This window comes from Falsiroseomonas oryziterrae, from assembly GCF_021864505.1.
Classification (GTDB): domain Bacteria; phylum Pseudomonadota; class Alphaproteobacteria; order Acetobacterales; family Acetobacteraceae; genus Falsiroseomonas; species Falsiroseomonas oryziterrae.
The window spans coordinates 1-12,849 of record NZ_JAKJIB010000087.1; the positions used below are offsets into that span (position 1 = coordinate 1).

The 12,849-nt window shown below is 71.9% G+C and carries 9 protein-coding genes; 5 read left to right on the forward strand and 4 right to left on the reverse strand.

Annotated elements, in window-relative coordinates:
• Positions 1-206: 206 nt before the first annotated feature.
• The 3 genes from L2I40_RS09560 to L2I40_RS09570 all read left to right on the forward strand — a co-directional run bounded on the left by L2I40_RS09560 (position 207) and on the right by L2I40_RS09570 (position 3,780).
• A complete protein-coding gene (locus tag L2I40_RS09560; protein ID WP_237214674.1) occupies positions 207-1,235 on the forward strand; it encodes an ABC transporter substrate-binding protein in 1,029 nt (342 codons plus the stop codon).
• A 20-nt stretch (positions 1,236-1,255) separates the two neighbouring features.
• Positions 1,256-2,749, forward strand: a complete 1,494-nt coding sequence (locus L2I40_RS09565; protein ID WP_237214675.1) for an amidohydrolase family protein — start codon at positions 1,256-1,258, stop codon at positions 2,747-2,749.
• A gap of 65 nt (positions 2,750-2,814) precedes the next feature.
• Positions 2,815-3,780 (forward strand): hypothetical protein, encoded by a 966-nt coding sequence (locus tag L2I40_RS09570; protein WP_237214676.1) that lies wholly within the window; start codon positions 2,815-2,817, stop codon positions 3,778-3,780.
• A gap of 3 nt (positions 3,781-3,783) precedes the next feature.
• Here the strand turns inward: L2I40_RS09570 and L2I40_RS09575 are convergent, their stop codons facing one another.
• Both L2I40_RS09575 and L2I40_RS09580 read right to left on the reverse strand, forming a co-directional pair.
• Positions 3,784-4,776 (reverse strand): PhnD/SsuA/transferrin family substrate-binding protein, encoded by a 993-nt coding sequence (locus L2I40_RS09575; RefSeq protein WP_237214677.1) that lies wholly within the window; start codon positions 4,774-4,776, stop codon positions 3,784-3,786.
• Positions 4,773-6,092, reverse strand: a complete 1,320-nt coding sequence (locus L2I40_RS09580; RefSeq protein ID WP_237214678.1) for a Rieske 2Fe-2S domain-containing protein — start codon at positions 6,090-6,092, stop codon at positions 4,773-4,775. The genes L2I40_RS09575 and L2I40_RS09580 overlap by 4 nt, the downstream gene beginning before the upstream one ends.
• An 80-nt stretch (positions 6,093-6,172) precedes the next feature.
• Between L2I40_RS09580 and L2I40_RS09585 the strand changes: the two genes are divergently transcribed.
• Together L2I40_RS09585 and L2I40_RS09590 are read left to right on the forward strand one after the other, a co-directional pair.
• Positions 6,173-7,129, forward strand: a complete 957-nt coding sequence (locus L2I40_RS09585; protein WP_237214679.1) for a PDR/VanB family oxidoreductase — start codon at positions 6,173-6,175, stop codon at positions 7,127-7,129.
• Positions 7,130-7,292: 163 nt separating this feature from the next.
• On the forward strand, positions 7,293-10,664 hold the full coding sequence (locus tag L2I40_RS09590; RefSeq protein WP_237214680.1) for a phytase: 3,372 nt from the start codon (positions 7,293-7,295) through the stop codon (positions 10,662-10,664).
• Positions 10,665-10,697: 33 nt separating this feature from the next.
• Here L2I40_RS09590 and L2I40_RS09595 read toward each other — a convergent pair whose 3' ends face one another.
• Positions 10,698-11,906 carry a glycosyltransferase family 4 protein gene (locus tag L2I40_RS09595; protein WP_237214681.1) on the reverse strand — a complete coding sequence of 403 codons (1,209 nt, stop codon included), beginning with the start codon at positions 11,904-11,906 and terminating at the stop codon, positions 10,698-10,700.
• A gap of 2 nt (positions 11,907-11,908) precedes the next feature.
• Positions 11,909-12,849: glycosyltransferase family 4 protein (locus L2I40_RS09600; protein WP_237214682.1), on the reverse strand; the 941-nt coding region annotated here is incomplete at its 5' end.

Below are 12,849 nucleotides of genomic sequence, written 5' to 3' on the forward strand. Positions count from 1 at the left end.
CGCCGAGGTGAGCGCGCCCGCGGCGCCAGGCCGAGCCACCGGCACCGCGCTGCAGGGCCTGGCCGGCGCGGCCCCGGCCGCCGCCGCGCGGAGCTGACCCCCACACGGGCCGCGCCTCCGAAGCAGGCGCGCCCTTCACTTGCTGGCATGGCGGTTGCTTTCACCCGGGCCGCGGCACCTCGCCGCGTGACCGAAGGGATGCCGCCATGCCCCTCTCCCGCCGCGCGCTGCTCGCCGCGCCCACGCTCCTCGCCGCGCCGGCCATCGCGCAGTCGCTGACACCGATCCGCTTCACTCTCGACTGGCGTTTCCAGGGCATCCATTCCTGGTACTACTTGGCCCGCGAGCGCGGCTGGTTCCGCGAGGCTGGGCTCGACGTCACCATCGACCAGGGCGAAGGCTCGGCGGCGACCATCACCCGCGTCATGTCCGGTGCCTATGATGCGGGCTTCGGCGACATGAACGCGATCATCCAGCAGGCAGCCAACCGCCCCGGCGAGCAGCCGCTGATGGTCTACCAGATCTACAACCGCGCGCCCTTCGCCATCCTGGTGAAGGCAGGGAGCCCGATCCGTGGGCCCCGCGACCTGGAGGGCCGAAGCCTCGGCGGGCCGACCGGCTCCGCCGCGCTGGCGCAGTTCCCGCTCTTCGCGCGGCTGAACGGGATCGACGCGTCGCGCGTGCGCATCGTCAACATGTCGCCCACGCTCCAGGAGCCAATGCTGATCCGCGATCAGGTAGATGCGGTCGCCGCCTTCTCGCTGACCTCCTGGCCTAACTTGATCGGCCTCGGCATGAATCCCGACCGCGACTTCCGCTGGTTCATGTTCGCTGATTTCGGGATCGAAGCCTATTCGAACGGTGTCATGGTCAGCCAGCGCCTGGCACGTGACAACCCGAACGCGGTGCGCAGCTTGGTTGCCGCGGTGAACCGCGCGATGGGCGAGGTGGTGCGCAATCCGGCCCTCGGCGCGCAGTTGATGCAGCGCGTCGAATCCACGATCAACCTGGGCGTCGAGCAGGGCCGCATCGAATATGCCTGGCGCGTCGCCATGGCGACCGACGAGACGCGCCGCCTCGGCCTCGGCGACCTCGACGAGGCCCGCTTGACGCGCGCGATCGGCCAGACGGTCGAGGTGTTCTCCCTCCCGCGCACGCCGGCGCCGGCCGAGGTCTTCAGCCGCGCCTTCCTGCCGCCACGAGACGCACGCGACGTGCCGACGACCCAGAGCTGACGGACTGCGGCGCGCCAGCGGTGACGCTCCTCATCCGCGGCGCCCGGGTGCTCCGCCCGGGCGCCGACCCGCATCGCCCACCCGTCGCCGACGTCCTGGTCGAAGGCGCGCGCATCGCGGCGATCGCCGGGCTCGACGACCCGCCGCTGCTCTCGCCCGGCGTCGAGATCCTGGATGCGCGCGGGAAGCTGCTGATCCCGGGGCTCGTCAGCGCGCACTATCATTCCTACGACGCGCTGCTGAAGGGTCGCTTCGAGGACACGCCCTTCGATGTCTGGGCGCTGCACTCCCAGCCGGCCTATTGGGGCACGCGGTCGAAGCAGGAGCTGCGCCTGCGCACCCTGCTCGGCGCGATGGAGGCGCTGCGCGCGGGCATCACCACCGTGCAGGACATGAACAGCCTCGTCCCGCAGGACGAGGAGACGCTCGACGTCATCCTCTCGGCCTACGAGGAAGCCGGCATCCGCGTGGTCTTCGCCGCCGCGCTGCGCGACCTGCCCGACCTCGACATCGCGCCCTTCCTGCCTGCTGACCTGCCGCCCGAAGTCGCGGCGATCGTCGGCGGCGCGCCGCGCGACCCGCGCGCCGATCTCGACTTCGTCGCCACGCAGCTGTCCCGCGTCGCGGCGCATCCGCGCCGCCACTGGGCGCTTGCCGCCTCCGGTCCGCAGCGCTGCTCGCGGCGCCTGCTCGAGGGACTGGCCGCGCTGTCCGACACGCACGGCCTGCCGGTCTTCACCCATGTCTACGAGACGCGGGCGCAGCTGGCAAAGGCGCGGCGCATCTATCCCGACGGCTCCATGATCACCGCGCTGCGCGAGGCCGGGCTGCTGACGCCGCGCACCACGCTGGCGCATTGCGTCCACATCACGGAGGCCGAGATCGCAACGCTGGCCCAGGCAGGCACCGGCGTCGTGCTGAACCCGCTCGCCAATCTCAAGCTGAAGAACGGCGTCGCCCCGGTCGCGGCGCTGAAGCGCGCCGGTGTGCGGCTCGCGCTCGGCTGCGACAACAATTCCTGCTCCGACTGCCAGAACCTGTTCCAGGCGATGAAGCTGACCACGCTGCTGGCGGCCGGCTCGGACGCCAATCCGACCGGCGTGCTGGCCTGCGACGCGGTGGAGGCGGCGACCACCGGCGGCGCCCGGGCAGTCGGCCTCGCGGGCGAGATCGGCGCCCTCGTGCCGGGGATGCGCGCCGACCTGGTGCTGCTCGACCTCGACGACCTCGCCTGGCAGCCCTTCGCCAGCGCCACGCGCCAGCTGGTCTATTCCGAGGCCGGCCGCGCCGTGCACACCGTGCTGGTGGATGGCCGCGTCGTGCTGCGCGCCGGGCGCCTCACGACCGTGGACGAGGCCACCTTCCGCGCCGAGCTCGCCGAGGCGATGGAGGCGGTGGAGCGCGACCTCGTCGCGCTCGGCGCCCGCGTGGCCCCGGCCATCCCGCCCTTGCTCGCTGCGAACGAAACCCTGTCGCGCCGCGATCTCGGCATGGATCGGCTGGCGCCACGCTGACGCTCGCGTCGCGTCGCGCCCTGGCGTAGCCTGTCCTCCGCTTCGCGGAGGTCCCGCACCGCGCCATGCGCGCCCTGCTTGCTCTCCTGCTCGTGCTCGCCATGCCAGCCGCGGCGCAGGCGCCTACGCCCTTTGCGGCGCGCATCGAGCTCGCCTCCGGCTCGGCGGCCGCGCGGGGGCCGGGCGCGCCAGGCTGGTCGGGCCTCCAGCAGGGTGCGGTCCTCCCCGCCGGCACCGCGCTCCGCACCGGTCCGGGCGGACGCCTCGTCGCCGCGCTGCCGGGGACGCTGGTCGCACTCGACTCCGGCGGCGCGCTGGATCTCGCGCGGCTCGAGACGACGGCGTCGCAACTGATCCTGAACAGCGGCACGCTGGCGCTGGTGGTGACCCAGTTGCCGGGCGCGGCGCTGCAGGTCGCCACCCCGCGCGGCGTCGCCGAGCTGCGCACGCCCGGCCGCTACCTCGTCGAGGCCGGGGACGCGATCCGGCCCACCCGGCTGTCGGTGTTCACCGGCAGTGCGCGCCTTGCCACCACGGCGGGCACCGTCCCGACGGAGGCCGGCCAAGCCACCTTCGTCCCGCCGGAAGGGCTCGCGCGGCTCGGGCCGGCCGGACCGCAGGCCGCGCTGGTCGGCTGGCTTGCCGGCGAATCGCCCGAGCCCGGCAGCATCGTCCGCCCCAACGCGCCGCCCGAGGCGCCGCGCCCGGCGCCGTCGGTGGTGCTCGAGACGCAGGTGCTGGTGCCCTACCCGGTATTCATTCCGGTCCACCCGCATGCCTGGCCGCGACCGCCGCAGGGACCGGGCGGCTGGCCGCATGGCCCTGCCGCGGTGCAACCGCCGCAGACATCCTTCGTGCCGCCGCCCTTCTCGGGCGGTCCTCTGCCGCCGCTCGTGGCACCGGCTCCACCGCCCGTCCTGCCACCGGCCGCAGCGCTTCCGATGCCGGCTCCCCGTCCGGCGCTGCCGCCCGTCGGCCAGCCGGCGCCCGGCATCCGCGGCACCGCGACCTTGCCGGGCCCGCAGCGCTGAGCGCTACACCTTGTGGGCTTCGAGCGTGCTCGGGTGGAACAGCTCCTCCGGCGCCAGCACACGGTCGGAGAGCCCCTGCGCATGGTGGTGGCGCAGGAACCACTCGAAGACGTGCCGGTTGGGCCGGAGGCCGTAGCTGAAGAAATCCTCGCCCATCATCGCCCGCGCCCGGCGCAGGTTCTCCTCCACGAAGGGCAGCGTGACCTTGGTGGCGGAGGTGTCGGTCAGCCGCTCCAGCGCGATCCGCTTCGACCGCTCGAAGGCCTTCACGACCGCGCCCGGCAGCCATGGATGCCGCTCGACGAGCGTCCTGCGGATGCCGAGGACATGCATCACCGGGAAGATGCGGGTCTTCGCATACCAGGCCATCGCCTCCGTCGTCGGGTCCTCGAACAACCAACGGATCATCGGGTCGCCGCGCTCGAAGCAGGAGGGCGCGCGCGGCCCCATCACGCCGTCGAGCTCGCCATCGGCGAGCATGCCGGAGATGGTCTTCCCAGCCGGCGCGTCCTCCACGCGCACGCCCTCGGGCAGCGCGACGGAGAGCTTCTCGATCCGCCCCGGCGTCTCGTAGCCGCCGCGCACCCAGGCGATGTCGCGCTGGTGCACGCCGTATTCCTCCTCGAGGATCGCCCGCGCCCAGACATTCGCCGTCAGCTGGTATTCCGGCATGCCGATCCGCTTGCCGCGCAGATCGGCCGGCGAGCGGATGCCGCGATCCGTGCGCACCACGATGCAGGTGTGGCGGAAGGCGCGCGAGGGGAACACCGGCACAGCGACATAGGGGCTGTCGCCCCGCGCGACCCGCAGCGCATAGGAGGACAGCGACAGCTCGCAGATGTCGAAGGCCTCGTGCCGCATGGCACGGAAGAAAATCTCCTCCGGCTCGAGCAACATGAAGTGCGGGTCCACCGCGTCGATCTGCACCTCGCCCAGCACGAGGGGCATCATCCGGTCATAGGGACCGACCGCGACGGAGAGCTGCAGGCGGCTCATTCCGCGGCCTGCGCCGGAGGTGCCCCGACGAATCGCGACCGCTCGAGTTCCGTCGTGCCGAGCGTCCGCCAATCCACCGTCTTCGGCACCACGCCCTCGAAGCTCGCGATGTCCTTCAGAGGCACCCGCGGCTCGGTGCGGCCGAGCGCCGGCGCGCCCTCGGCCACCGCCTTCGCCGCCTCGATCATCAGCCGCCGCCACTGCACGATCGCGACGTCGGACGCACCGAGCCGTTCGGAGGTGCGGTCCGCGATCGCGCCCATCCCCTCCCACATCGCCATGTCCTGCGCGGGGATGCCCTTAATGCCGGTGAAGTTGCCGGCCCGCATGAAGTGGCGATCCTGCAGGTAGTCGTTGTCGCGCGTGCGCAGCCGCGCCCAGCCGCGCTCGGGGAAGACATCCACGCCCGGCGTCAGCGCGAGGAACTTCCGCCACTCGGCGGTCGAGGGCACGTCGGGCCCGTCGCCCCAGGCCATGAAGTGGAACATGCAGGTGTGGTCGTCCACCGGCACCGTCACCTGCGCGACGTTGTAGCTGGCATTCGGAGGGATCAGGCTGATCACCGGCGCGACGAAGGTGGTGATGCGGATGTAGTCATGCGTCGCCGCGTTCTGGATCGGCCGGCGGATCGCCGCGTAGCGGAAGCCGTAGGAGGTCAACTGCACCTGCAGCCGCGGCGCCTTGTCCGTGCTGGGCCGCGTCCAGTTCTTGGCGTTCGCCCCCGCCCGCCCGACGCGGGCCGGCACCATGTCGGACGAATGCAGCGACGACGAATGCGCGGAATCGATCTGCCCCTCCACCACCTGCGCCCAGTTGCAGGCGACGCGCGCCGTGCCGATCGCGACGCGCGTCTCCGGCGTCGGCGCGAAGGGCGGCGGCTCGAACTCCGGCATCGCCTCGCGCGCCCCCATCCAGGCCCAGACGAAGCCGCCCGCCTCGGCGGTGGGATAGGCGGGATGCCTGAACTTCGCCGCCGCGCAGGCCTCGGGCGGCTCGCTCGGCATCTCCACGACGTTGCCGTCGGCGTCCACCTTCCACCCGTGATAGAGGCAGCGCAGCCCGCCTTCCTCGTTGCGCCCGTAGACGAGGCTCGCCTTGCGATGCGGGCAGAACTCGCCGACCAGGCCGACACGGCCCTCGGCGTCGCGATAGGCGACGAGGTCCTCGCCCAGCACGCGCACGCGCACCGGCTTCCCCTCCGGCTCGTCCACCTCCTCGGACAGGCAGACGGGCAGCCAATGCGCGCGCATCAGCCGGCCCATCGGCGCGTCGCCCTCGACGCGACACAGCAGCTCGTTCTCGGCGGCGGTCAGCATGGGCGTCCTCCTTGCCGCGTATTGCTTAGGTTCCTAACTATGTGGCTGCCTTCCGGCGAGGACAAGCAGCGAGGATCCGCGTGGTCGAGGACGTCTTCACGCCGCTGCGCGTCGCCGGCGCCGCGCGCATCGCCGAGGACATCCATCGCTTCGACCTCGTTCACCCCGATGGCGCTGCCCTGCCGGGCTTCACCGCGGGCGCGCATCTGAAGGTCCGCACGCCGAACGCGCTGGTGCGCCGCTACTCGCTCTGCTCCGACCCGAACGACACCGGCGCCTACAGCATCGCGGTGAAGCGGGAGGCGGGCGGTGCCGGCGGCTCCGCCGCGATGTGCGATGCGCTGCGGGCGGGGGACCTTCTGCCCTGCACCGCGCCGCGCAACGACTTTCCTCTGTCGGGCCGGCCGGTCTCGCGCGTGTTCATCGCCGGCGGCATCGGAATCACGCCGATCATGGCGATGATCCACGAGCTGGAGGGTACCGGCGGCCCGCCCTGGAAGCTTTGGTATCTCACCCGCTCCCCCGCGCACACCGCCTTCCGCGACGAGCTGCTGGCCTTCGGATCGAAGGTCGTGTTCCACCACGATGGCGGCGATCCGGACCTCGCCTTCGACCTCTGGCCCGTGCTCGAGCAGCCGAAGGGGCGCCACGTGCATTGCTGCGGCCCGCGCGGGCTGATGCAGGCGGTGCGCGACATGACCGGCCACTGGCCATCCGCCGCCGTCCACTTCGAGGATTTCGGCGCCGCCGCCGCGCCACGCGCCGAGGACGCACCGTTCCGCGTGCGGCTCGCCCGCAGCGGCACGACGGTCGAGGTGCCGGTCGGCACGACGATGCTGGACGCGCTTCGCGCCGCCGGCCACGCCGTGCCCTCGTCCTGCGAGGCCGGCACCTGCGGTACCTGCCGGACCCGGCTGCTCGGCGGCTCCGCGGACCATCGTGACCTCGTGCTGATGGAGCACGAGAAGGTCGGTTGGGTGATGCCGTGCGTGTCCCGCGCGGCGCCCGGCTGCGCCGAGCTCGTCCTGGATCTCTGAACCTTGCCGGCGACGCCGCGCGACCGCGTCAGGTCATTGACGCAGCCGCCTGATCACGAAATCGTAAACGGGATACGATTCTACGGTTGACAGTATACGCAATCATGCGCGTAAAGGTTGCGAGTGCCGCCAGGCGGCACTCACAATTACGCGAGGTGCCTGCGTGTCTGCAACCGTTTCGACCACTCGTTCCACGCTCATCCAGGCCGAAGCCTTCGATGCCGCCAGCGCGGGGTACGCCTGGCAACGCACCGCCGACCCGACCGCCGCCGGCCAGATGGCGGTCACCGTGCGCCCTGGCCTGTCCTCCTCGGGCAGCACCATTCCGGTCAGCGCCGACGGCCATCTCAGCTACTCGGTCGACTTCGCGGAGGCGGGCACCTACCGCATCCTCCTGCGCGGCAAGGCGACCGGGCAGCTGGTGGACAGCGACACGCTCCGCGTCGGCTTCGACGGCAAGGACCTCACCGGCTCCGACGGGCTGATCGGCGCGAACCTCGGCTACGACTGGATGACCGAGCCGAGCCTGACGATCACCGTCACCACGCCCGGCACCCATACGATCGATGTCTGGGCCCGCGAGTCGGGCTACCAGCTCGATGCCATCTACGTCACGCCGAACCTGGCCGAGCGCCCGGGCGAGATGCAGGCCGTGCGCGCGGGCACCTTCTGGGACGCGGCGGGCATCAACACCCATGTCAGCTGGTACGGCACCGGATACGGCGACGTCGCGCAGGTGCAGCGCGCGCTCGACTATGTCGGCATCCGCAACCTGCGCGACGCCATGCACCAGACCGCCGACGGCCCGCGCTTCGACGCCCTCGCCAAGGCCGGCTACCAGTTCAACCTGCTGATGTCGCCCGAGCTCGGCACCATGCAGGAGCAGCTCGCCCTCATCGCAGGGCGCGGCACCGCGGTGCGCTCGATCGAGGGGCCGAACGAGGTCGACCTCAATCCCTTCAGCTATGCCGGGCTGACCGGCTACCAGGCCGCAGCGGCCTATATGCGCGACCTCGATCTCGCCGTGGCGGCCAACCCGACCTTGGTGAAGCTGCCGGTCTTCCAGGCGAGCATCGCCTACCCCAGCGCCAACGGGAATCTCGGTGCGCTCGGCGCGCCGGCCGACTACGCCAACGCGCACATCTACTTCAACAGCGGCAAGCCACCGAGCGAGATTGTCGACCAGATGATCATCGCCGCGCAGCGCGACGCGCCTGGTGCGCCGGTGGTCGTGACCGAGAGCGGCTACTACACCGGCGGCACGGAGACCTGGGGGCGAGTCTCCGAGGAGGCGCAGGCGAAGTACACGCCGCGCATCCTGCTCGAGTTCTTCTCCCATGGCGTCGAGCGCACCTTCCTCTACGAGCTGATCGAGCCCTTCGCGAACCCGACGAAGTGGGACAGGACGCTCGGGCTCTTCCACGTCGACGGCACGCCGAAGCCGGCGGCCGACGCCGTGAAGACGCTGATGTCGGTGGTGCGCGACGACCCGGCGGCGAGCTTCACGCCGGGGACGCTGGACTACCGCCTGCAAGGCATGCCGGCCTCGGCCGAGGACCTGCTGCTGCAGCGCTCGGACGGCACCTTCGTGCTCGCGCTCTGGAACGACGTGAAGGTCTTCGATCCCGCCACCAACCAGCCGGTCTACGTGCCGCCCGCGCCGATCACGCTGAGCTTCGGCGACAGCGTGAAGAGCATCGTCATGACCGACACGCTGACCGGCGCCAGGACGACGCTGGCCGCGGGGCCGACCCTGCGCCTCGACGTTCCCGATCACGCGGTGCTGCTGGAAATCCAGAAGGACGGCTCCGTCACGGCGCCGCTGCCGAGCCCGACGACGACGAAGACGCTGAGCTTCCAGCAGGGCGCGAACGGCTACGCCGGCACGCGCGACACGGAGCTGCGCCAGGCGGCGGCCACCACCTCGCAGGCCACCGCCACCAGCCTCAGTATCGATGGCGATGCCCCGAGCGGCACCGGACAGGACCAGCAGGGCCTGCTCCGCTTCGACGGGCTGTTCGGCACCGGCTCCGGCCAGGTCCCGCTCGGCGCGACCATCCTCTCCGCCACCCTCGCCCTGCAGACCACCAATGCCGGCGACGGCGCCGCCCTGCACCGCATGACCAAGAGCTGGGCCGACACCGCCACCTGGAGCTCGATGACCAACGGCATCCAGCCCGACGGCATCGAGGCCAGCTCCACCCCCGACGCCACCACCGGCCGCGTCGGCGCCCTCGGCACCACCACCATCGACGTCACCAAGAGCGTCCAGGCCTGGGCCGCCGGCGCCGCCAACAATGGCTGGGCGCTGCTCCCGCTCGGCAACGACGGGTGGGACTTCCTGTCCGCACAGGGCGCCACCGCGCCCCGCCTCACCATCACCTACGAAACCGGCACTTCGAGCACCACGACAACCACGACCACGACCTCGCCCACCACGACAACGACGACGCCGACCTCGGCAGGGCCGCGCACGGCGCTCGACATCGACGCCTTCGGCAGTTCCGCCCCGGTGGCTGTGTCGGGCGCCGCGGGCAAGGACATGGCGGACGACCCAGCCATCCTGCTGCACCCGACGGACCTGACGAAATCCGTGGTGCTGGGCATCGACAAGGACCCGCAGGTGGGACGGCTCTACGCCTTCAACCTCGATGGCGCGATCCTGGCCGACGCCGATGTGGGGAACCGCGTCACCGCGGTGGACGTGCTCTACCAGTTCCCGACCGCGAACGGAGCCAAGGTGTCGCTGGTCGGCATCGCGGATTCCACCAAGGACCAGTTGATCTTCTACAGCTACGACTTCGCCGCGCGGACCTTCACCAAGCTCGGCCAGGTCGCGACCGGCTTCGACCCCTATGGCATGGCGCTGGGCCGGGTCGATGGCGAGGACTATGCGTATGTGACGGACCGGAACAGCGGGAACACCTATCAGTTCCAGATCGACTGGAACGCCGCCGGGCCGCTCGGCTCCCAGATCACCGGCAGCAACGTGCGCACCATCCCGGTGGGCTCGCTGTCCGAGGGTCTCGTCGTGGATGACCGCAACGGGGTCCTCTATATCGGCGAGGAGAGCACGGGGGTGTGGCGCTACGACGCCAGCGCGAATGGCGGCACGGCGCGGGTCGCCATCGGCACCGTTGCCGGCGAGATGGAGGCGGACGTAGAGGGACTGGCGCTCTACCACGGCCCGAACGGCATCACCTACCTCATCGCCTCGTCGCAGAACGAGACCAGCGCGATGCAGCCGACGCAGTTCGAGGTCTATGACGTGACTGGCGGCGTGAACCGCGCCTGGCTCGGCCACTTCACGCTGGACGAGCCGGGCGGCGCGGCAGACGTCAACTTCACCGACGGGCTGGACGTGACGAACGTGAACCTGGGCGGGAACTACACCCAGGGCCTGTTCGTCGCGCACGACGCGACCACGACGGCCGCCTCCTCGCTGTACCGCTTCGTGCAGTGGGAGGACATCGCCGGTCCGATGGGCCTCGTCATCGGCACGGCCTTCGACCCGCGGGTGGACCAGTATCTCTGATCCATCGTAGCAAGGACGGCACCGCCGCCCGCATCAGGCGTGCAGCAGCGCGTCGTAGCGGGCGGCGACCTGCGCGCGGAAGACCTCCGGGGCGAAGCGGCGGCGCGCGGCCGCTTCCCCTTTGCGACCGAGCCGCTCGCGCAGCGCCGGATCGCCGAGCAGGCGCACCAGCGCCGCGGCCAGTGCGGGCGCGTCGGCGGGCGGCACGATCAGCCCTGTCTCGTCCTCGATCACCACCTCCGGCATGCCGCCTACGCGACTGGCCACGACCGGTCGGCCGAGCGCCTGCGCCTCGGCCAGCGCCATGCCGAAGGATTCCAAGGCTACAGATGTCTGGACCACGACATCCATCGCGGCGAGCCAGGCCGGCATGTCGGGCCGGAAGCCGGTCATGACGACCCGGCCCCGCAGCAGCTCCGCCTCCGCCATGCGGCGCAGGCGGTCCGCATAGTCGCGCTTGTCCTGCAGCGCCGCGGCGCCAACGATCCAGAAGCGCGCCGTCGGGAAACGCCCGGCCAGCATCGCCGCCGCCTCCAGCAGCACATGCTGCGCCTTGCGCGGCTCCAGCACGGCGAAGAGGCCGACATGCGGGCCCGGGCCAGCCAGCAGCACCTCGGCCGCGGGCGCCGGCGGCTCGGCGGCGAAGAAGCGCGCATCCACGCCGTTCGGCACGACCGCGCAGCGCGCCGGATCGGCGCCGAGCGCCAGCGCGAGGTCCCGCGCAGCGGCGGAGACGCAGACCACGCCCGACGCGCCGCGCAACGCGACCCGCATCGCCGCGGCATAGAGCGGGCGTGCCGGCAGCGTCTCGTGCACATGCAGCAGCATCGGGATGCGGAGGCGGCGCGCAGCACGCATGGCATACAGCGCCGAGACCGGATGATGCGCATGGAGCAGGTCGATCCGCTCGGCGCGGCACGCCGCCTCCAGCGCGGCCGCGCAGCGCATCCAGGCCGCCGGATAGCGCGCCAGCACGCGCGGGTCGGCGGTGATCCGCATGCGGTCGAAGGGGCAGGCCACGACGCGGATGCCCTGCGCGCCAGCGGCCTCCGCGAGCCCGCCCACGGCAGGGCAGGCCAGCAGCGCCTCCCACCCCTGCGCAGCGGGTCCGGCACCGAGGGTGAGCAGGATCCGCTCGACGCCGCCCAGGAAGCCGACGCGGTTCACCATCAGCACGCGGCGCGGCCTGCGCGGTGCGGTCGCGGCAATCTCGGCGCCTGTCGCGATGAGCCCGTCGGCCACGGTCAAGCCACCTCCCGGTACACGTCGGCGGTGGCGGCGGCGACACGGCGCCAGTCGAAGCGGTCGCGCGCATAGGCGCGGCAGTCCTCCGCGGCGGGCAGGCGCGCAGGGTCGGACAGGGCGCGCTCCAGCGCGGCCGCGATCTCCGCCGCGCCGGTTCCGGCCGCGACGAGAGCGGGCGACAGCGTCGCAACCACCTCAGGCAACCCGCCTTCCGGCGTCACGACCACCGGCGTGCCGGCCGCGAGCGATTCCGCCGCGACGAGCCCGAACCCCTCGAGCGCGAGAGTCGGCACCACGCCGAGGTCGGCAGCGCGGTAGGCGAGCGGCAGGTCCTCGTCCGCGACGCGGCCAAGGAAGCGCACCGAGTCCCCGAGGCCCGCCGCCTGTACCTGCGCCTCGAGCTCGGCGCGCAACGGGCCGCTGCCCGCGATGCAGAGCAGCAGGTCGGGCTGCGTGCGGCGGAGCATCCCGACCGCCTCGATAAGGTTCCCAAGGCCCATGCGGCGCACCAGCCGGCGCACGCTCAGCAGGATCGGGCGATCGGCAGGCCAGCCGAGCCTCGCGCGCGCCTCGGCGCGGCTCATCGCCACCGCGAAGCGCTCGACATCCACGCCGTTCGGCACCACGCGGATCGCCGCGGCAGGCACCCCGTAGTCCGCCTGCAGCAGCCGCCCGAAGGCCTCCGAGCAGGCGATGATGCGGCTCGCCCGCCGATAGACCAGCGCCTCGACCACGCGCTTGACCCCGACGGCCAGGCGACCCTGCCCTTCGATCGCGCTCTCCAGGGCCCAGGGCCCGTGGAAATGCACGACCAGCGGCAGGCCGCGAAGGAGATCGAGCACCGGCAGCGCGTAGAGCGCGAAATGCGCGGCGACGACGTCAGGCCGGCGGAAGTGGATCGCCTCCCGCACGGCGCGCCGGACGCCGCGGGCGCGCTGCG